Genomic DNA, 20,936 nt, shown 5'->3' with positions numbered 1-20,936 from the left:
ACTTAAATCACCTACTACAATTGACAATGAGTCAAAAAAATCCACCACACTGTGGTGAATTTTCTTCTTATGCTTCAAATTCAAATGCTTCACTTTTTTGCTTGTTTGGCAAAAGGAGTGAGAGCAAGATTCCAACCAGCGCCGGCAGCAACCAAGGCAGAGAAGCTTGAGCAAATGGCAGAGCATTAACCAGATTGAGAATGGCAGTTAGCTTGAATTGTCGTCCCAAAATGCTAGCAAAAGCAATCAGCGTCACTACTGCGATGGTCAACTGCATACCTGGTTTAGAAAGTGGCAAAAAGCGATTAACCATGACAATCATCACAATCGTAATGGTAATAGGATAAAGAATTTCCAGAGCTGGAACTGAATACTGAATAATAGCATTCAAACCAAGATTTGCAATAGCAAAACCAACTAGCGTAAAAATGGTCGCATACACCTTATAAGATACTTTCGGGAAAGTATTATGGAAAAATTCGCCAGTTGAGACGATAAGTCCAGCTGTTGTTGTAAAACAGGTCACCGTTACCATAATCGCTAGGAAAATTTGAGCCATCGGCCCAAAGATAGCCTGAGTTGCAGAAGACAAAACAGAAGCCCCTACATTTGCTCCTTTCGGCAAATTCGCTAGATTAAGTGGGAAGTGATTTCCAAGAAAGGCAAGACCAATATAAAGAACGCTAAAGCCTAGCGCCACAAGGATACCCACGATCCAAATGGTAGAAATGTATTCTTTTTTATTCTTGAAACCGAGCTGGTTGAGTGTCGTCACGGCAACCACACTAAAGGCAACTGAAGCCAAAGCATCCAGAGTATTGTAGCCCTGAAGAAAGCCTGCTCCGAAAGCTGAAGCAGCATATTCCCCTGTTGCTCCTTGAGGAGCAGTGGAACCATATTTGGCAGCGCCTAATACAACTAAAACTACAATCAATAAGGCAAAGATTGGAGTTAAATAACGACCAATACTATCAAGGATTTTCGATGGATTAAGTGCAATCAGATAGGCAAAGGCAAAATAAACCAGCGTAAACCCAAAAAGCCAAATGGCATGAGAACCTGCAGGCAACATGGGCTCAATCCCGACAGAAAATGCAGTGGTCGCCGTCCGAGGAATGGCAAAGAAGGGACCAATTGCAAGATAAAGGGCTACCAAGTAAACTACCGCAAACCAAGGGGCAATCTTTTTCGAGATTTCATCAATATAGCCCTTGGGATTTAAAGTACCTATAATCAAGGTTAGAATAGCAATACCGACGCCCGATAGGACAAAGCCCCCAATAGCTGGCCAGAAATTTTGACCAGATTCCAAACCCAATTGAGGTGGAAAAATCAGGTTACCGGCTCCGAAAAACATTCCAAATAAAAGCAAACCGGTCAAGGATCCTTTTTTTATCATCGTCATCTCCAGTCTTTTTAAGATTTTTCCATTATACCGATAAACACCACTCATTGCAAGGATTTTGAAATAAAAATCGCCTTTTCTCAACCTTAAGAAAATCGCGAAATATAATTCGATTTATTACGAATTATTCTTATTTGTTTTCGATTTATATCATATACGTAATTCCTTTTTTATGAGATGGACTTATGCTATACTAGTTATAAGTTCAATTGCGAGGTTTTAATATGTTACTTCATCTAATCTGGCTCATTCCTGCTGCTATCTTTACTTTTTTAGTCTATCGGGAACCTAGAAGTTTATTCAATGCTTATCTCCTGACCTTCACTCTTATAATGATGGGCATTGTTTTAGCTGGGCTTACGATTGTTAGTCTTGAGCGATTTATTGGTTATACACCAGCTATGATTAGCTTTTATATCCTGCTTTTAGCAATTCCTATTAGTATTTTCGCTTCTACTGCTTATTTGATTTTTAATGGTCGCCAAATGCTACAGCTAGAGGGACTCAGACTAGCCAATCTACTATCGCTTCTCTACGGCCTAGCGATCGTGGGACTTGCTTTACTGCATTTTCTCGCTCCTCGGTCATTTCTTGCAACTTTGATTTCCCTCGCTGATTTGCTACTATTTTACGGAACCTTTCTCTATCTTTCCTATATCATCTATGCATTCTTTTTAAATATTTTTCCAGTCAAGAAAGAGCCTCAGACTATTATTATCCTCGGTGCAGGATTGTTTGGAGACAAGGTGCCTCCCCTGCTGGCTCAGCGCTTGGATAAAGGGATAGCCATCTATGAGAAATTTAATCGGAAGCCAGTCATCATTGTCTCTGGCGGGCAGGGAGACGACGAGTGGATTTCCGAAGCAGAGGCTATGGCAGGTTATTTGATGGAAAAAGGAGTTCCAGCTGACAGCATTTTCCTCGAAAATAAATCTCGCACTACGCTTGAAAATCTCATATTCAGTAAAGAGCTCATGCTCGCACAAGGACTGGAGCAAGATCGAGTTGTCCTAGTCACAAATTCTTTCCACGCGCTACGTGCTGGCATCTATATGAAACAAGTTGGTCTCAAAGGTCGCAGCATTGGTTCTCGAACAGCCTTCTATTTTCTTCCTTCTGCATGGATCCGAGAAACCGCTGGTTTGATCCGTATCTACTGGAAATGGCATGCGTTTATCATCGGAATTCTACTGCTTCCCTTCCTTTTCTCCTTATTCCACACATATTTTTCATTGTAAAAAGTCCTAGAAAAAGGTATAATGATGGTAAGAAAAAAATGGAGGTTCGTCTAAGATGAAATTTACCATTGATAAAAGTTTAGCAGAACTGGGCATCACAAGCGTCGTCCTTGGTATTGCCAGAAACGTTGATCCCCAAGCACCTTTATCAGAAGCCTTTCTCCAAAAGCAGAAGAAAGCAGAAAATTGGGCCTTGAGCTGCAATCTAGCAGAAATCACTGACCATCCGACTATCCAAGGCTACTGTAATTTGCTACAGAAAGTTGGGCGCAGTGTTAAAAAGAACCCGCCAACAGTACCAGCTTTGATCCGCAATATCCAACACCGCGGCTCCATTCCAAGGATCAACAGCATCATTGATATTTATAATGTAGAATCCTTGCATTCTCTTCTAGCTATCGGTGGGCATGACCTTGATAAAATCGGTGATGAGATTGAGTTTACAGTCAGTCAGAAGGATGATATTTTCCTCCCCATCTTATCCAAGGAAAAGCACGTGGCTCCGACCGACTATGTCTATCGAGATGAAAAAGGCATCCTTGCTTGGCTTGATGTCCGTGACAGCGACCTTTATAAATTTGATGATGGCACCAAAAATGCCATTTTCATTATCCAAGGAAATGCCCATACGTCCGTTCAAATGCGACTAGAAGCCCTTGAACGCATTCAACAGGATTTAACAGCAGTCATGCCAAATCTCGAATTCGAAACCCATGTCGTTCAAGTAGAAGATCTTTAAGCACCTTTTCACTCGACAAGCTTTTGAAGCAAAACTCCATCAATTATAAATCAAAAAGGAAACTCAGCTGAGTTTCCTCTTTTATATGTCTAGGCTTCTTTCTTATCCGAAAATTGGCTCATATACAAGTCATGATAGAAGCCCTTGTCAGCCAGCAGCGACTCGTGATTGCCCTGCTCGATGATTTGTCCATCCTTGAGCACCAAAATCTTGTCCGCTTCTTGGATAGTGGACAAGCGGTGAGCAATAACAAAGCTCGTCCGCCCCTGCATCAGAGTTTTCATGGCCTTCTGAATCAACAGTTCCAAACGAGTATCCACTGAGGATGTCGCCTCATCCAAAATCAGAATCTTAGGATCGGCCAAGAGAGCCCGTGCGATCGTCAGAAGTTGTTTTTGACCCAGCGAAATATTGCTAGACTCCTGATTCATTTCCATATTGTAGCCACCCGGCAAGGTACGAATAAAGTGATCCACATTGGCTGATTTGGCTGCTTCCACAATCTCCTCATCGGTAGCATCAAGGTTACCAAAGCGGAGATTTTCCTTGATAGTCCCTTCATAAAGCCAAGCGTCCTGCAGAACCATACCAAATTGCTTGCGGTAGTCTTGACGGGACAGCTGACGAATATCGTGGCCGTCCACGCTGATAGAGCCCTTGGTCACATCGTAGAAACGCATGAGTAGGTTGATCAAGGTCGTCTTACCAGCTCCAGTCGGCCCAACAATAGCCACCATTTCACCTGGCTGGACTTCCAGATTAAAGTTGCGAATCAGCGGCTTGTCTGCCACATATTGGAAATCCACATCTTTGAAGCTGACTTGACCAGTCAAGTCCTTGTCTAGCTGGACGGTATTATCCATGACTTCATCTGGCTCATCCAAAATTTGGAAAATCCGATCCAGCGAAGACTTGGCACTCTGGAGCTGTCCTGCCAGCTGGGTGAGGTTTTGAATAGGCTGATTGACCTGCCAGACGTACTGGACAAAGGCCTGCATATTCCCGATGGTCAGCTGACCAGCAATAACCTGTAAACCACCAACCAGAGCCACAATGAGATAAGTCAAATCTGAAATCCCATTGAGGACGGGCATCATGAGCCCCGAGATAAAGCTAGCTTTAAAGCCGACTTCCTGTAGATTTTGAGTAATGGCTCGAAAATCCTCAGCCGAGGTCTCTTCCCGACCGTAAAGTTTGAGCACATTGAAGCCTGACAGATTTTCTTGAACAAAGCCATTCATAGCACCCAAAACATCTGCCTGTTGCTTAAAATAGGGCTGAGATTTTTTAAGAATAAATCTAGCTCCCAAATAAGTCAGAGGAATGCTGACGATAACGATCAAGGCCAGCTGGATATTCAGATAAAGAACCATTCCGATGACCAAAATCAGGGTCATAACGGCATTGACCACCTGCAAAAAGCTTTGTTGGAGAGCATTTGAAACAGTCTCCACATCGCTGGTGAAGCGCCCAATCAGATCACCGAACTGGTGCTTGTCAAAGTAGGAAACAGGAATTCGATTGATTTTATGACTGAGCTCATTGCGCATATCGCGAACGGTGCTCTGCACAGCATTGGTCATAAAATAGTTAGAGAAATAAGCACTAATCTCATAGATGAGGGCACGAATAAAGTAAAGCAGCATAATCCAAGCCACATAGCTGCTATTGATGGCTGCACCGGGTACTCCCTTGGCCATATCCAGCAGATTTTGTGTCAGCTCTGTGATAGCAAGCCCTAGGACAAAAGGCTCTAGGACACTCATGACCACACTGACAATCTTGAGGAAGACTGCAAGAAGCACGGCAGCTTTATAGACTTTTAGATAGCCCCATAAACGGACAAAACTATTTTCTTTCATCTCTTCCTCCTATTCTTCTGTTAATGATTGGCTGTTGAGCTGGGAATTGGCAATTTCACGATAGATGGCATTATTTTCCATCAGCTCCTCGTGCCGGCCTCGACCCACGATCTCACCCTTGTCTAAGACAATGATTTGATCCGCATCCATAATAGTTCCGACCCGCTGAGCCACGATAAGAACCGTTGCATTCTGCGTCACTTCCTTGAGTCGGCGGCGCAAAGTCGCATCTGTCTTGTAGTCCAGGGCCGAGAAGGAATCATCAAAGATATAAATATCTGGCTCCTTAACAACCGCACGCGCAATAGACAGACGTTGCTTTTGACCACCAGAAAGATTGCTGCCACCTTCAGCCAAATGCGTCTCGAAGCGCTCTTCTCTGCTCTCGATAAAATCCCGAGCTTGAGCCACATCTGCTGCTTGATTGAGCTCCTCAGAGCTAGCATCTTCCTTACCATAGCGGATATTTTCAGCGATCGTCCCGGTAAATAGCAGAGCTTTCTGCGGAATAAAGCCAATCTTCTGACGGAGGGCCTTTAGATTATAGGCGCGGACATCCACACCATCCACCAAAATCTTGCCCAAGGTCACATCATAGAAACGCGGAATCAACTGAACCAAGGAAGACTTCCCAGAGCCTGTTGAGCCGATAAAGGCGATCGTTTCCCCCGGCTTGGCCTTGAAGGAAATATTATGTAGGACAGGATTTTCCGTCTCACCTGGATAGGCAAAGGTTACATTGTCAAATTCCAGATAGCCACGAGTCGCAGTTTCCGTGATCCCATTCTCATTTGGATCGATGGAAATCGGCATATCCATGACTTCCTTCAGCCGCTCGCTAGAAACCGCCGTCCGTGGATACATAGTAAAGAGACTGGACAGGAGCAGGAAGGACAGAAGGGCATGAAAACTGTACTCGATAAAGGCAACCAAATCCCCGATTTTCAGCTCGCCGCTGCCCAATGGCTTAAGAGCAAACCAGACAATGGCCACAATCATAGCAATGATAATCTGCACAAAGAGAGGCTCCGTCAAACCCGTCAGCTTAAATAGACGGTTGGAATTCTCCGCATAGATTTCATTCTCATTAGCAAAGCGCTCTTCCTGAAATTCCTCACGGGCAAAGGCTCGAATGACCCGCAGACCGGTCAGATTTTCCCGAGCATACTGGTTGATCTTGTCCAGCGTCTTCTGCTGCTTTTCAGACAGGGGTCGCGTCTTGACTGCCACATACCAGACTACGATTGCCAAAAAAGGCACTGAAATCGCCACAATCCAAGCCATGGACGGACTGGTCAGGAAAATCATAAGGATGGACGACAGCATCATGATAGGCGTGATAGCTCCCATCTTGAGCGTTTGCTCAGCAAACTGCATAAGGACAAAGGCATCACTGGTAATCCGCGTCACTAGCGAAGAAACGCCAATCTGCTCGTACTCATGATGGGAATACTCCTGCAGCTTGTCATAGAGATCATTCCGCATATCCCGCACCGTGCTGGTCGTTAGTTTCCCAGCGGCATAGGAAAGGACGATCCGCCCCAAAATCCCAAGGATAATAACCAGCAGCATGATAAAGCCCCAGAAATACAGGCGTTCCTGATCGCCCTGGTTAATTCCTTCGTCAATCATGCGCGCCAAAACCGTTGGCAGCCCTAGATTGACCACTACAAAAAAGATGGCCGACACAAAATCTAGCACCAACCACTTGGGGTAGCGTTTCAAATAAGACCAAATGTAAAGCATAATCCCTCCATTTTCTATAACAATAAAAAAGCACTGAAGAGTACTTTTAGACAGAAAAGAGCGCGCAAATGCACGCCTTATTAAAAATATTATAGCAGAAATATGAAAGAGCGTAAAGACTTGTCAGGATATCTTTTCTTCGATTTTGTATTATATTTTAAGAATACATTATTTAATACAAATTGTTACAACTTGAATAATTACAAAAAAACCAAGTCGAAAGACTCGGTTTTTTTAAAATTGGATACTATATTACTTAAGAGTAACTGAAGCTCCAGCTTCTTCCAATTTAGCTTTGATTTCTTCAGCTTCTGCAGTTGGAACGCCTTCTTTGATGACACCTGGTGCACCATCAACAAGTTCTTTAGCTTCTTTAAGTCCAAGACCTGTGATTTCACGTACAACTTTGATAACGCCAACTTTTTTGTCACCAGCAGCTGTCAATTCAACGTCAAATGAATCTTTAGCAGCACCAGCGTCAGCAGCACCAGCTGCAGCAACAGCTACAGGAGCAGCTGCAGTTACACCAAATTCTTCTTCGATAGCTTTTACAAGGTCGTTCAATTCAAGGATTGAAGCTTCTTTAATTTCAGCAATAATGTTTTCAATGTTCAATGCCATTGTTATTTCCTCCAAATAAGTTTTTATTTTTATAATAATATTTTGTAGCTAGGCTACGCTGCGTAGCTTAAGATTAAGCTGCGTCTTCTTTGTTGTCTGCAACTGCTTTGACAGCAAGTGCAACGTTGCGAACTGGCGCTTGAAGTACAGAAAGGAGCATAGAAAGAAGTCCTTCGCGGTTTGGAAGAGTTGCAAGTGCAAGAATCTCTTCTTTTGATGCGACAGCGCCTTCAATAGCACCACCTTTGATTTCAAGTGCTTCTGCATTCTTAGCAAAATCGTTCAAGATTTTCGCTGGTGCGATAACATCTTCGTTAGAAAATGCTACTGCAGATGGTCCAACAAATACTGATGCAAGATCTTCAAGACCAGCTTTTTCAGCTGCACGACGTAAGATTGAGTTTTTAATTACTTTGTACTCAACTTCGCTTCCACGAAGCTCACGACGAAGAACAGTATCTTGCTCAACTGTCAAACCACGAGCGTCCACAACAACGATTGATGCAGCAGCTTTCATTTTCTCAGCTACTACGTCAACTAATTCTGCTTTTTTAGCAATAATTGCTTCACTCATTTAGTGTTTCACCTCCGTAATTATTTTGCTTGGGGAATTTTCTAAAAGAAAAACGCGCCCAAACCTAGACACGAAAGTACAATACGCTTCTTTTATATGATACGTTTTGTCCTCGGTAGGATTTTTATGAGTCGAGCTCCCCTACTGTCTTAGGCAGTTTTTTCAAACCATTGATAATTATAGCAAAAGAAAAAAAAGATTGCAAGCTTTTTGTGCAATCTTTTTACTTTTTTTATGCATTTTTAGGAAAAGTCTTGTCAAGCAAGGCTTTACTAGCATCGTCAGTAGGCACCCAACCATCAGTGAAAACTCGGTCTTTTATCCAAAGACGATTATAGAAAAAGGCCCAAAACAAGTTGTAGGCAGTTCCTACAGGTCTCAAGAAATCATCTGGGATAAGAAGTGTTGCAATCACAGCAAATACAAACAGTGATCCAAGCATGATCCCAAAGTATTTCCAGTCTTTACGAAAAAGAGGAACGAAAAAGTTAAATAGCAAGGTTGTAATAGAGTACATAGGTGACAAAGTTTTAACATTGCTACCATCTGGTGCTTGAATAGTAAGTTTATTCATCAAGATCTCCTTAAATATAAAAATATTAATAAAGTTTAACAAAATTTTATATGTTTGTCAATTTAGGCAGATCTAGACGGAAATCAGAGCGTCACCTCTTCAAAAAAATGTAGCCCCAAGGCTACATTTTAATCTACATAATGTTCTTCTTTTTTATTGAACCAAGCATATGGCAGACCGATTAGAAGACCACCACCAATCAGGTTTCCTACGAAGGTCACAGCCCAGTGCCGCAGGATATTTCCAATACCAAAATTTGCCACCTGTGACGCAGCTGAGCTAAATTTGACGATAGCAAAAGAAGCAAAGTTAGCTGCCAAGTGTTCATTAGTTAAGAATACAAACATATAAATGGCTGAAATAACCAAGAAAAGCTTAGCTGTACTATCTTTCACCAAGACGAAGGAAAGAATCGCAATATTAACGAAGACATTGGCGAGTATTCCCTCAAGTAAAATAAGTTCATTGGAACGGGCAAGCTTCATCTGCACAACACCAGCAATGAAACTTTCCTTGCTCAGTCCTGCATAAGCCGCCGAATTAGCAAAAAGCCAACCAGCAATCAAAGCCCCGATCAAGTTAAAGAAAGTACAATAGAACAAAATAATCAATGCTTTTTTCCAGTCAATCTTCTTCAGGAAAGTGCCCGCCGTCAGAAACATCATGTTGGAAGTCACCAGCTCAGCATTCAGAAAGACGATATAGGCCAATCCCCAAGCAAAGATAAAAGGGAAGAGAAAGCGACCCGTTCCTGGGACAATCTTATTTGTCAGGTCTGCCGCAATAGCTCCTGCTCCTGTACTGAAAGTCAGAAAGGCCCCCGCAAAGATAGAGCGGACAGCATACTTCCCTTTGCTTGTGTCGAACAAGCCTTCTTTCTTACGACAAGCTGCTTCTATTTTTGGAATAAATGTCGATTCAACCATAATAATTCTCCTCTAAGTTAAACTATGTACAGTATATCACAAACTTCTATTTTTCGAAAGCGTTTTCTGTAAGTTTTTTCCTAAATTTGAAATTGAATTTGGAAAACTACATTTTAAGTTCTTAGTTCGCCTGCTAGCTGCCTTATATCTTCTGGCCGAGTTCGACAGCAACCGCCAAAAAGCTGAACGCCCTGTTTCTTCCAAAGATGGCTGTAATCAGTTAAACAGAGCTGCTGCTCAGGATTGTCCTGCCAAGTATTCGTCACCCCATTATAGACCTCTCCAGAATTTGGATAGGCTAGTAAGGGCTTATCGCACACCTGTTTTAACTTTTCTAATAAAGGAGCAATCAAATGTGGAGCTGTGCAGTTAAAACCGACAGCCAATACTTGTGGACTCGACTGAGCCAAGCGCCCAACTTCTTCTATTAAGGTTCCATCCGAAATTGCTGATGCTGTTTGAGCGGTAAAAGATAAATAGGCTTCCACCTGAGGAAATTCTTCCGATAATAAATGAACAAGCGCCTCGGTTTCTGCTCCATTAGGAATTGTTTCAAGTGCCAATAAATCACAGCCCGCTCCCAGCAAGGCTTGTATCCGCGGACGATGAAAGTCTTTAAATTCCTCCTCACTCAAGTGATAGGCTCCTGTATACTCCGATCCATCAGCCAGGTAAGCAGCATATGGTCCAACCGATCCAGCTATCAGAGGATAAGAGCGCTGCTTCTGCTCATCTAGCGATAATCCCTGCCAGACATTTTTAACAGCTGCCTGTGCCAAAAAGACTGTCTCTTTGAAGAGTTCATGAGCCTTATCTAAACTCAATCCTTCTTTGATAAAAGCTGAAACGCTGGCTTGATAACTGGAAGTGGTGATGATGTCACTGCCCGCCCGAACATAGTCCTCATGCAGGTCTTTGATAATCTGAGGATTCTCAAGCAAGTACTTGGCTGACCAAAGCCGACCAGAAACATCATAACCCTGCCTCTCCAGCTCTGTCCCCAAAGCACCATCTAGAATTATTATGTCTTGCTTTTCAAGTAAATCTTTAAACGCTCCCATTCTTGCTCCTCAAGCTTTTTCTAAAATAACAGCTTAGTCAGTTTTGCTAAAGATAAATAAGTCTGCTTATTTGAAATGATCGTCTGCTTCATTAGTAAAACGCAAAAAAGAGATTATTACAATCTCTTTTTTCTTATCTAGTTATGTGATGCCCATGCTTGGTCTGTTTCCAGAACATCTTGAGTCGTGTATTGTCCACGGTAAGGATTGTAAACCATATTAGATGCTCCTGTCTGATAGCTAGGTGAATCAAACTGAGTCAGATTGTATGCTTCAATCAGATAGTTCAATTTTGCATAGTAATGACTATCCGTTGCATATACACCTGTCAAGGCAGCTGTCGCATCTTGATAAGTTGGGGCATTGCTCTTCCAAGCTCCCGCAAAATGACTTTGTCTTAAGATGTAGACATAATCCTGAAGTGACTCAGCGTAACTTGAGTAAGAGCGGAATTGATCATTGATCGCGTAAGTATTGCCCTGACCATCTTCTTCCAAGGTCTCCATCGTCGCTGACTGACCAGCATAAGCACCTTTAATCCCGAACAGATTATAGTGAGGATAGCCTGATAGACCAGACTGGCCAGAACCACTCTCTAAAATAGCTTGTGCAATCATCACAGAAGCATACAGATCATTATCCTGGGCCAACTGGCGAGCTGGCTCACTAATTTGTGAAATGAAATATTCTGTTTGGTTCAATGGTTGCTGAACAGCATCATTTGCACTTGCTGGCTTGATTTGCTTTGATAAAGCAAGACCAAAGACAACGGTTGAGGCCATCACTGCCAAAGCTGTCAAAAGTCTTTTTCTTTCTTTTGAAATTCTCTTCTTCACAGTCTTTCTCCTAAATACAATATTTATTCTACTATTGTAACATACTAAAAGCAAAATAACATTAGCAATAAATTACAAGTATATGACATTTTTTAGATCTTCCACAAATATAAGTTTCACAAGCCACGATTGTTCCATTCAAAACTTCCTCGTTTGGCTTGCATAATGAGCCTTATCACTAAGATATACAGACTGAACTGAAAATGAAAATAACCTGACTCCAACCCATACGGAATCAGGCTATGATCTTAAACCCTGAAAGTTCAACTATCGTTCCGATACAATCTAACATCTAGATCTTACCCAAAATAGCATCCCATGCTTGATCAAGACCAGTTTTATCAACTGAAGAAAAGATAATAAAATCATCAGTTTTGTCAAAGTCCAGCTTTTTCTTAATGGCACTCTCATGCTTGTTCCACTTACCACGTGGAATTTTATCAGCCTTGGTAGCTACAACAATAACTGGAATTTCATAGTATTTGAGGAATTCATACATCTGCACATCATCCGCACTAGGATCATGGCGTAAGTCTACTAGGCTCACGACCGCTCGCAGATTGTCCCGACTGGTCAAGTATTCCTCAATCATTTTGCCCCATTTAGCGCGCTCCGTTTTTGAAACCTTGGCATAGCCGTAACCAGGAACGTCCACAAAACGGAGCTTATCATCGATATTGAAAAAGTTCAACAGTTGCGTTTTACCAGGCTTGCCAGAAGTCCGTGCTAGATTTTTGCGATTGAGTAGAGTATTGATAAAACTAGATTTACCAACATTGGAGCGACCCGCCAAGGCGATTTCTGGGATATCATCCTGCGGGTAATGCGATTTATTGGCTGCGCTCAGTAAAATCTCAGCATTATGTGTATTGATTTCCATAAGCTTCCCCTAGGCAGTTTCTAAGATTGGCTTGTCTGTGCCGTCCACTGCTTCCTTCGTGATACGAACCAGCTTAACATTTTCCTGACTTGGCACTTCAAACATGACATCCATCATGGTTTCTTCAATAATTGAACGAAGTCCACGCGCACCTGTCTTGCGTTCGATAGCTTTTCTAGCTATGGCCTGCAAAGCTTCCTCGTCAAATTCAAGCTCAACATCATCATAAGAAAGCAAGGTTTGATATTGCTTCACTAGCGCATTTCTCGGTTCACTCAAAATGCGAACCAAGTCATCAACGGTTAGCTGCTCCAGGGCTGCAAAAACTGGTAAACGACCAATCAACTCAGGAATAATTCCAAATTTTTGAATATCGTCCGCAACAATAGCTTGCATATAAGACGCACCCTCGTCAATTGCCTTATTATTTTGACCGAAACCGATAATCTTCTCACCAAGACGTTGCTTGACAATCTCTTCAATACCGTCAAAAGCACCACCAACGATAAAGAGAATGTTCTTGGTATCAACCTGAATCATTTCTTGCTGTGGATGCTTCCGACCACCCTGAGGAGGGACGCTGGCAACCGTTCCTTCGATAATCTTCAGCAAGGCTTGCTGAACACCTTCACCTGAGACATCACGAGTGATAGAAACATTTTCGCTCTTCTTAGCAATCTTGTCGATTTCATCTACATAAATAATACCACGTTCTGCTCGTTCAATATTGAAGTCAGCTGCCTGTAAAAGCTTGAGCAAGATATTTTCTACATCTTCACCAACATAGCCAGCCTCAGTCAAAGCAGTAGCATCTGCGATCGCAAAAGGAACATTGAGGCTACGCGCCAAGGTCTGAGCCAGGAATGTTTTCCCAGATCCAGTTGGACCAATCATGAGGATGTTGGATTTTTGTAGCTCCACATCATCCTCTTCGCGACTGTCATGAAAATTAATTCGCTTATAGTGATTGTAAACGGCAACTGCCAAAGCCCGCTTGGCCCGATCTTGACCAATCACATAGTGGTTCAAAATATTGAGCAATTCTTGCGGTTTTGGTACTTCAGAAAGATCAGCTAAAACTTCCTCAGCTAATTCTTCTCGAATAATTTCCTGCGCCAACTCGACACATTCATTACAGATAAAGGCATTGTTGCCCGCAATAATCTTTTGGACTTCGTCCTGATTCTTTCCACAGAAAGAACAATATACCATCATCTCATTATTACGATTTGTAGGCATTTTTTACTCCCATTCTAAATTTCTAATTCAATTTTTATTTACATTTTAAAAGAGGGTCATATAAAAAGCATGGATGGAATTAACAAGATTCGTAAAAGCATTTAACAAAAATAAAATAGCCAATCCATAACGTTTTTTACGAAAAGTCTGAAGCGAACAGATCAGACAAATTGCACATAAAAAGGCCGTAAAAAAACCAAAAACACTTCTTTCCATTCCTATGAACCCTTTCTTTTGAGGATTTTTACGGTGAAATCATACTCATTTTTTTCATCTTTTGGACAAAAACGACTGCTTACTTCCTCGAACTGTGTCAAATCAAAGTCTGTTGGGAAATAAGTATCGCCTTCCAAGCTAGCATGGATTTCTGTCTTAATCACCTCATCCAATTCATGCTCAAATAAAGAAAAGATTTGGCCGCCACCGATAATATAGAGATTCTTCTCTTGCTCTTGGTACCATTTCAACACCGCTGAAAGATCATGAAATACCAAAACACGCTCATCTTCAATCTGATAATCCCTATCGCGTGTCAAAATCAGAGTTTTTCTATTTGGCAGCACGCGCCGATGCATGCCATCAAAAGTCACCCGTCCCATTAAAATTGCATGTCCAGTCGTGATTTCTTTGAAATGCTTCAACTCTGCTGGTAAATGCCATGGCAAGCTTTGGTCTTTGCCAATCAAACCATTTTGATCTTGTGCCCAAATCGCCGCAATCTTTTTCGTCATTTCTCTATCCTTCACATTGATATTTCTATTCTATCAAAATTTATTAAAAAAGACTTGTTTGGACTATCACTTCTATCTATTTATTTTTGTCAGCCAATCCAGATAAAAAATCGATAACCAAAAAGATTATCGACTATTCATTTGCTAGGCAAATTACTCTTTCTTCATCTTTTTGACAAAGACAAATCCTACAACAGCAGCTACAAAGCCAAACAAGGAAACGTTCAAGAGGGTTGAGTCTGTCTTCTTAGGCTCAGCAGTGGCGGCCTCTTTTTTATCCGCTAAGGGATCAATATCGCACCCCTCTCTTTTGACTGACTTACCTTCAGTTGAAGCATCAGCATTGCTTTGCTCGGTCCCTTTGTTTTTAGGGCCTTTTCCATGACAAAGCAAATCAATCGTATAGGATTTCTTTCCCTGATTTGCCCCATCCGAACCTTGGTCTACAAGCTGTAGAAAGTCATCTTCTTCCACTGAAGAATCCGCAATTTGCTCAAGTTGGGACTCTGCCTGCTGGACTTCATCCGCACCTACAACAGCCATCGGTGTCACAGAAACCGATAGGCCAAGTAAAAATGAACAAATGCTCAGACTAAAGAGTTTTCTCCTGCTTCTATGTGTTAAAAAATTTGCTTCCATATCAATACCTCCGAGATATGCACTAGCGAAACACATATATCTATTGTCATTATAGCACTTACAAAATATATTTCAATCATTTGCTCTTGAAAATTAAAAAACCTACTGACTGTCATTCAGTAGGAAAAATACAATCAAATCGCCAAATCAAACTTGAGCTGAGGTTTAACGGGATTATAGTCCAGCAATTCAAAATCTTCTGCTTTGATATCAAAGAAATTGGTTCCATCCGGCACATTTAAAATGAGTCGAGGTTGGCAGTTGCTAGGTTCCCGACGCAACAACTCCTCCGCCTGCTCGAACTGATTGTCATAGATGTGCAAGTTATTGATAAAGTAAAAGAACTTGCCGACTTTCCAACCAAAATGCTTGGCAATCATCATCTGCAGAGCCACATACTGCATAGCATTGATGTGGTGAGCAACTAGCATATCATTTGAGCGCTGGGTCAGAGTCGCATCCAGATAAATCTCCCCATCCACACGACGAACGTCAAACATGGTTTGAAAAGCACATGGAAGCAGACCGTCTGTTTCTTCAAACGCTTCATAATCCCAGAGAGAGATGATATTGCGACGATTCCAAGGATTGGCTTCCAGCTGTTGGAGAATTTTATGGATAATATTGTGCTTCTTGACAACAGCACCATAGCGCTGGCCAATCGTACCCGTATCGCCAACTTCCCAATCATTCCAGTAGTGAACATTGTACTTGTCATTGAGCAGGTCCAAGCTATTAGACTGGTCTTGATAGATCCAGAGCACTTCCTTGATGGCAGACTTGATGGCAATAGGGCGCAGCGTTGTGATTGGGAACTCGCCCTTGCTCAAATCGTATTCTGCAAATGAACCTGTGATATATTTAGAATTAGCCACATTTCCATCTTTGTAACGCGGACGAGCATTTTCAGAGAAAACGCCTTGCTCCATAATTTTTTTAATATTCTCTTTGAAAATCGTATCTGCTAGCGTCATGATTTCTCCTTCGTTCAGTGAGCTTTTTTTAGTATAGCAAATTTTCCATAAAAATTCTCCTGCCAAGTTTAGCAGGAGAAAACTTTATTTGACCCATTCATCTGGATGATTGAGCTTATTCGCATCTTTTTCTGATAATCTCAAGGTAATATCTGACACAGCAGGAATATTTGAAAGAGTGACATAGGGGTAGTTTTTGTAGGTCGTGAATTTAACGCCACTTTCTCCCTTTCTCCCACTAATATCGTATATATAATTAACCTCTGCATCATCAGGTAAATCAACCCAGGCATCTTCATTATCTTCCTCAGATTCGACCTTATCCAGAATGTCTGCAAATTCATCCAAGGTTTTGGTGTTTCTTGTCTGATAAATCTGCTGATTCTGACTATTCAATATGGTCAGAAAACCTTCTGTCTTTGATTTGCAAGCGGATAAGATCAAAAGAAAAATGGGAAATAATATTAGAAAATATGCAACTTTTCTCTTCATTTTTAGCCCTCCTTATAGCTATGCTAAGAGAGGAAGTAGTTAGAACTATTGAAGTACCAGCGAAGCTGCTCCAATTACGCCAGCATCATTTCCAAGTGTAGCCAGCGCCAATTTAGTTGAAGTGCGTACTTGTGGGAAAGTATTTTCTTCATAAACTTTACGAACACCCTCAAGTAGGAATTCTCCTGCAGCTGACACTCCACCACCAATAACGATTGTTGATGGATTAAGTATTGAACCGATATTGGCACAAGCAATTCCCAAATAACGTGAGAAGTTACGGTAAACAATCAAAGCAAGGTCGTCGCCTTCTTTTGCCAAATCAAATACAGTTTTAGCAGTTACTTCTTCTCCGTTATCAATCAAGCGTTTCAAAGTTGCGTCGCCTTCATATTCATCAGCGTAACGACGAGTCAAGTTGACAATTCCAGTTGCAGAAGCTACTGTTTCAAGGCAGCCTTTCTTACCACAAGTACATGCGATTGGTTGATCGAAATCAACAGTGATATGGCCCAGCTCACCTGCCGCACCTGCCACACCATGGAGCAGTTTGCCTTCAGCAACGATGCCGCCACCAACACCTGTACCAAGTGTCATAAAGACAACATCTGGTTGGTTTTCACCAGCACCCATCCAACGCTCACCAAGCGCAGCTACGTTGGCATCATTATCAATGAAGAATGGAATGCCTGTCGCTTTTTCGATTTTCTCTTTTACCGGCTGGAGGGTCTTCCAGTTTAGGTTGTAGGCACCGATAACAGTACCTTTCTCACGGTCAACCACACCCGGTGATCCCATGCCAATTCCGACAAAGTCCTCAGCTGATAGATTTAGGAGCTCCAAACGATGCTGAATAGACTCAATCATATCGTCTACAATATGGCTTCCCTCATCCAAAATATTAGTTTTAATAGACCATTTTTCTTGGATTTCACCCTCTTGCGTTAAAATTGCAAATTTGATAGATGTACCACCAAGGTCAATCCCAATAATTTTTTTTGACATGATATTCTCCTCTGTATTCGTTCTCCCTCTTATTATAGCAGATTTTTTTAACGGTGAAAAGGTTTGCACGGTATTTTTTGCTTTTAGTTTGTGCTTATTTCACTCAAAATAAAAATCGGCATCTCTTGAGATACCGACAAGTCTATTGAAGCACACAAATCATCCTAGCTGCTAACTTCAAATGGATCATATTATTTAAATCATATTTATCTAATGCTCACTCTGCCAGTGCGGTAATCAAGGACAATTCCTGACTGGACATTTGGGACAAAAACATTGAATTCCAAACTTCCATCGCTGGACTTAGCTTCTAAATGCGAACCAGAGGGCACCAGATCATTTTCCGAAGCATAGATCAACGTGACACGATAGCGAACTCGCTTATTCTGATCCAAGGCACGACGAATCAGAGTTTCGTAGTAGTTCTGCCCCGTCGAGTTGTCTTTATTGGCCTGATTGGCCCAAGCTGTCTGGACTGCGATATTGACTGGATTGCTAGTGGAAGCATCAAAGCCCTTTAAGCCACCGATTAGAGAGTAAGCCAAAAGATGCCCGCGATCCACTGCATGGTTGTATTCACCTGATAGATATTTGACTTGGTGCCAACCAGCAGGAACCCAAGAAGTGGAACCATTTCCCGTTTCTTCCCTTGATTTATATTGGCGGGTCGATTTGGTAAGCAAGGCATTGGCAACTGTAGGAACCGTCTGCCCTTGAACAATCTTCGTTTTATTATCTGCATAAGGCGCACTCGACACTTTGGCATTTAAGTTCGTTTGATTCCCATTGATGATGAAAGCTCCAGCTCCATTCCACTCGATTTTTCCACCAAGTTGAGAACGTACTGAGTCAGTGAGAACACTCTCAGCCAGTCTTTGATCTGGTGTACTGGTATCCCTATTTTGACTAATAGCTGACAATGTATTTACCGCTGGTGACTGATTGCCATTTCCAAAAAAGTAGGCTCCCAGTGATAAAGTCAAAGCAACCAGAAGCCCAGCTATAGTCTGAGTAGATTTAGTGCTCTTTTTTTGTAATTTCTTTTTTGACATCTTTTCTTTTCCATCTAAAAGGACTGCGCAAAATTCTGCACAGTCGGTAAATTTTCGGAATCTTAGCAGATCAATGACCAGTGAACTTAGAAACAAGTTCATTCCAAGTATCTAGCGATAAGATAGACCAAGGATTTTCTGCATTTCCAATCACGCCATATCCGATAACCAGACCAAGACAAAAAATGATAAAAGCGACTACCAGCACCAAGGCAATGATGCCTAGTTGTCTAGCCAAATATTTCCAATTTTCACTCATCATCTTCTTCCTTTACGCGTTTGACCTTGGCACCAAGAGCTGCCAATTTTTCGTGAAATTTATAATAGCCACGGTCCAAATGGACTAACTTGCTAACCTTTGTTTCCCCTTCAGCAATCAAGCCCATCAAAATCAAGGTCGCACTAGCCCGGAGATCTGTCGACATGACTTCTGCTCCTTGCAAGCTGCTACCACCCCAAATCCGAGCGGTATCCCGCATAATATCAGAGTGAAGACCCATCCGTCGCATCTCTTCTAAGTGCTGGAAGCGGTTTTCAAAGACCGTCTCAACCATGACAGACTCTCCTTGTGCTATCGCCATCAAGGCAGTAAACTGAGCCTGCATATCGGTTGGGAAACCTGGATAAGGCAAGGTTTTGACAGAAACAGCTTTTAACTTTGAAACATCTGAGCGGACGCGAATTCCTTCGTCTTCTTCCGTCACTTCTACACCCATTTCTTGCATCTTTGACAGAAGAGGACGGTTATGCTCCCAAATCGCATCCTCAATCAGCAAATCACCACCCGTCATAGCAGCAGCAACCATAAATGTACCAGCTTCGATACGGTCTTGCACGACATTATGCTCAGCTCCATGCAGTTTTTCAACACCGATGATTGTTATATTCTCCGTTCCTGCCCCTCTGACTTTAGCGCCCATTTTATTTAATAGTAAGGCCAAGTCGACAATTTCAGGTTCTCGAGCAGCATTTTCGATAACAGTGGTACCTTGAGCTAAAGTTGCCGCCATCATAATATTCTGTGTCGCGCCAACACTTGGGAAGTCCATGTAGATATGGGCTCCCATCAAGCGGTCTGCCTTGGCTTCGATGTATCCTGCAGTCTGCGTAATCTGAGCACCCATTGCTTCCAAGCCCTTCAAATGAAGGTCGATAGGTCGGCTACCAATCGTACAACCGCCCGGCATGGACACTTTAGCATGCCCATTACGAGCAAGAATGGGACCCAATACAACAATCGAAGCCCGCATCTTGCTGACATACTTATAAGGAGCCTCTTCTGTCAATGGTTTAGTCGCATCTACAACTACAGTATTTTTATCTTGGTCAAAGTCTACCTGCGTATTCAAGCCGCGAACAACATTGTTCATCGTAAAAACATCCGAAAGGACTGGCACATTCTTGAGTATTGTTTTTCCCTCGCTGGCTAAAACAGTTGCTGCTAACAGTGGCAACACCGCATTTTTAGCTCCTTCAATCTTAACTCTGCCAACCAGACGGTTATTTCCACCCTGAATAATAATTTTTTCCATACTAACTAGTTACTCCAAATCTTAAAAATTCATCCTTACTATCATACCATAAAATCAAGATTCTGACCTTATAAAGTTCCATTAAAGATTGCCCGACTCATATCATAAATACCGATAAAAAATAGGCTAGCCATGTAGCCCAAGGCAATACTTAGCAATAAAATCAAAAAACGAATTTTGATGGCATTATCAGCATTTACTTTTAAAAATTTTTCCCAACTGACCACTGTCGCCAAAAGATGAAAAGACATAAAGATAAAGATCAGATGACTGCATAATCGAAACATTAATTCTATCATAGACTTTATTATACCATAAGAAGAGCGATTTCTAGCGGAAAGGAGTATGGGACAATAAAAAAGAATGGAAACTCCATTCTTTTTTCATTACATTCTTGTTCCAACGTTAATACGGTTGATGGCACGCTGGAGGGCGATTTTAGCACGTCGCTCTTGGTCAATCAAATGCTTGTCTTGGGCTTCTTCGATCTCTTTCTCAGCACGTAGCTTAGCTCGCTCGGCACGGCTGATATCAATATCACGCTCACGCTCAGCTGAGTCCGCGATAATGGTAATCACATTATCAGCGATTTCTATGATGCCACCGTTGACCGCAATCCAGTCAATATGCTTATCATCATCGATTCTGCGTACCTTGACTTGATCCACTTCCAAAACAGCAATTGTATTGATATGGCGAGGCAAAATCCCCATTTCTCCGTCAATCGTTTTTACGGAAACAAATGCAGCACGGTGGTCATAAATCAGACCATCCGGTGTAACGATTTGTACTGTCATTTGAGCCATCATT

The 20,936-nt window shown here is 42.0% G+C and carries 23 protein-coding genes and 1 other annotated feature; of the genes, 2 read left to right on the top strand and 21 right to left on the bottom strand.

Annotation, left to right across the window (positions count from 1 at the left end; translation table 11 throughout):
- Positions 1-67: 67 nt before the first annotated feature.
- On the bottom strand, positions 68-1,399 hold the full coding sequence (brnQ, locus tag PAN94_RS06100) for a branched-chain amino acid transport system II carrier protein (protein ID WP_125381694.1): 1,332 nt from the start codon (positions 1,397-1,399) through the stop codon (positions 68-70).
- A 230-nt stretch (positions 1,400-1,629) separates the two neighbouring features.
- Here brnQ and PAN94_RS06095 point away from each other — a divergent pair, with 230 nt between their 5' ends.
- Positions 1,630-2,643, top strand: coding sequence for a YdcF family protein (locus tag PAN94_RS06095; RefSeq protein WP_285875126.1), 1,014 nt, complete (start codon positions 1,630-1,632; stop codon positions 2,641-2,643).
- 55 nt (positions 2,644-2,698) lie between these two features.
- Positions 2,699-3,382, top strand: a complete 684-nt coding sequence (locus PAN94_RS06090; RefSeq protein ID WP_125381692.1) for a B3/B4 domain-containing protein — start codon at positions 2,699-2,701, stop codon at positions 3,380-3,382.
- Between the two features lie 89 nt (positions 3,383-3,471).
- Here the strand turns inward: PAN94_RS06090 and PAN94_RS06085 are convergent, their stop codons facing one another.
- The 20 genes from PAN94_RS06085 to PAN94_RS05990 form a co-directional block, all read right to left on the bottom strand.
- Positions 3,472-5,244 carry an ABC transporter ATP-binding protein gene (locus PAN94_RS06085; RefSeq protein ID WP_005589783.1) on the bottom strand — a complete coding sequence of 591 codons (1,773 nt, stop codon included), beginning with the start codon at positions 5,242-5,244 and terminating at the stop codon, positions 3,472-3,474.
- A gap of 9 nt (positions 5,245-5,253) precedes the next feature.
- Positions 5,254-6,990 (bottom strand): ABC transporter ATP-binding protein, encoded by a 1,737-nt coding sequence (locus PAN94_RS06080; RefSeq protein ID WP_005589781.1) that lies wholly within the window; start codon positions 6,988-6,990, stop codon positions 5,254-5,256.
- Positions 6,991-7,242: 252 nt separating this feature from the next.
- Positions 7,243-7,611 (bottom strand): 50S ribosomal protein L7/L12, encoded by a 369-nt coding sequence (rplL, locus tag PAN94_RS06075; protein ID WP_001196964.1) that lies wholly within the window; start codon positions 7,609-7,611, stop codon positions 7,243-7,245.
- Between the two features lie 73 nt (positions 7,612-7,684).
- Positions 7,685-8,185, bottom strand: coding sequence for a 50S ribosomal protein L10 (gene rplJ, locus PAN94_RS06070; RefSeq protein WP_001287273.1), 501 nt, complete (start codon positions 8,183-8,185; stop codon positions 7,685-7,687).
- A gap of 37 nt (positions 8,186-8,222) precedes the next feature.
- Positions 8,223-8,357 (bottom strand) — a sequence feature (ribosomal protein L10 leader region).
- A 60-nt stretch (positions 8,358-8,417) separates the two neighbouring features.
- On the bottom strand, positions 8,418-8,759 hold the full coding sequence (locus PAN94_RS06065) for a hypothetical protein (protein WP_005589765.1): 342 nt from the start codon (positions 8,757-8,759) through the stop codon (positions 8,418-8,420).
- Between the two features lie 128 nt (positions 8,760-8,887).
- Entirely contained in the window at positions 8,888-9,685 is a 798-nt protein-coding gene (locus PAN94_RS06060) for a formate/nitrite transporter family protein (protein WP_005589763.1), read from the bottom strand.
- Positions 9,686-9,798: 113 nt separating this feature from the next.
- Positions 9,799-10,746, bottom strand: a complete 948-nt coding sequence (mmuM, locus tag PAN94_RS06055; protein ID WP_285875122.1) for a homocysteine S-methyltransferase — start codon at positions 10,744-10,746, stop codon at positions 9,799-9,801.
- 137 nt (positions 10,747-10,883) lie between these two features.
- Entirely contained in the window at positions 10,884-11,582 is a 699-nt protein-coding gene (locus PAN94_RS06050; protein ID WP_285875121.1) for a glucosaminidase domain-containing protein, read from the bottom strand.
- A gap of 292 nt (positions 11,583-11,874) precedes the next feature.
- Positions 11,875-12,462: a ribosome biogenesis GTP-binding protein YihA/YsxC gene (gene yihA, locus PAN94_RS06045; protein ID WP_005589759.1), complete on the bottom strand. Its 588-nt coding sequence runs from the start codon at positions 12,460-12,462 to the stop codon at positions 11,875-11,877.
- 9 nt (positions 12,463-12,471) lie between these two features.
- Positions 12,472-13,701 (bottom strand): ATP-dependent Clp protease ATP-binding subunit ClpX, encoded by a 1,230-nt coding sequence (gene clpX, locus PAN94_RS06040; RefSeq protein WP_005589758.1) that lies wholly within the window; start codon positions 13,699-13,701, stop codon positions 12,472-12,474.
- A gap of 218 nt (positions 13,702-13,919) precedes the next feature.
- Positions 13,920-14,432 (bottom strand): dihydrofolate reductase, encoded by a 513-nt coding sequence (locus PAN94_RS06035; RefSeq protein ID WP_285875119.1) that lies wholly within the window; start codon positions 14,430-14,432, stop codon positions 13,920-13,922.
- A 153-nt stretch (positions 14,433-14,585) separates the two neighbouring features.
- On the bottom strand, positions 14,586-15,071 hold the full coding sequence (locus PAN94_RS06030) for a hypothetical protein (protein ID WP_285875118.1): 486 nt from the start codon (positions 15,069-15,071) through the stop codon (positions 14,586-14,588).
- A 134-nt stretch (positions 15,072-15,205) separates the two neighbouring features.
- On the bottom strand, positions 15,206-16,045 hold the full coding sequence (locus tag PAN94_RS06025; RefSeq protein ID WP_148888071.1) for a thymidylate synthase: 840 nt from the start codon (positions 16,043-16,045) through the stop codon (positions 15,206-15,208).
- Positions 16,046-16,129: 84 nt separating this feature from the next.
- A complete protein-coding gene (locus PAN94_RS06020) occupies positions 16,130-16,537 on the bottom strand; it encodes a hypothetical protein (RefSeq protein WP_061423040.1) in 408 nt (135 codons plus the stop codon).
- A 45-nt stretch (positions 16,538-16,582) separates the two neighbouring features.
- Complete coding sequence (locus PAN94_RS06015; RefSeq protein ID WP_285875116.1) at positions 16,583-17,542, bottom strand: ROK family glucokinase; 960 nt, start codon at positions 17,540-17,542, stop codon at positions 16,583-16,585.
- A 206-nt stretch (positions 17,543-17,748) separates the two neighbouring features.
- Complete coding sequence (locus tag PAN94_RS06010) at positions 17,749-18,594, bottom strand: DNA/RNA non-specific endonuclease (protein WP_285875115.1); 846 nt, start codon at positions 18,592-18,594, stop codon at positions 17,749-17,751.
- A 70-nt stretch (positions 18,595-18,664) separates the two neighbouring features.
- The gene (locus PAN94_RS06005) at positions 18,665-18,853 is read right to left on the bottom strand and encodes a DNA-directed RNA polymerase subunit beta (protein WP_125372245.1); all 189 of its coding nucleotides are present in this window, start codon (positions 18,851-18,853) and stop codon (positions 18,665-18,667) included.
- Positions 18,846-20,126: a UDP-N-acetylglucosamine 1-carboxyvinyltransferase gene (murA, locus tag PAN94_RS06000; RefSeq protein ID WP_285875113.1), complete on the bottom strand. Its 1,281-nt coding sequence runs from the start codon at positions 20,124-20,126 to the stop codon at positions 18,846-18,848. Before murA ends, PAN94_RS06005 begins: the two co-directional genes overlap by 8 nt.
- 68 nt (positions 20,127-20,194) lie before the next feature.
- On the bottom strand, positions 20,195-20,425 hold the full coding sequence (locus PAN94_RS05995; RefSeq protein ID WP_285875112.1) for a DUF1146 family protein: 231 nt from the start codon (positions 20,423-20,425) through the stop codon (positions 20,195-20,197).
- An 87-nt stretch (positions 20,426-20,512) separates the two neighbouring features.
- The gene (locus tag PAN94_RS05990; protein ID WP_005589741.1) at positions 20,513-20,935 is read right to left on the bottom strand and encodes a F0F1 ATP synthase subunit epsilon; all 423 of its coding nucleotides are present in this window, start codon (positions 20,933-20,935) and stop codon (positions 20,513-20,515) included.
- Between the last annotated feature and the right edge of the window lies 1 nt (position 20,936).

It is taken from the genome of Streptococcus sp. SC1, from assembly GCF_030272855.1.
Lineage (GTDB): Bacteria > Bacillota > Bacilli > Lactobacillales > Streptococcaceae > Streptococcus.
This window is presented reverse-complemented; position numbering and strand designations above follow the sequence as displayed.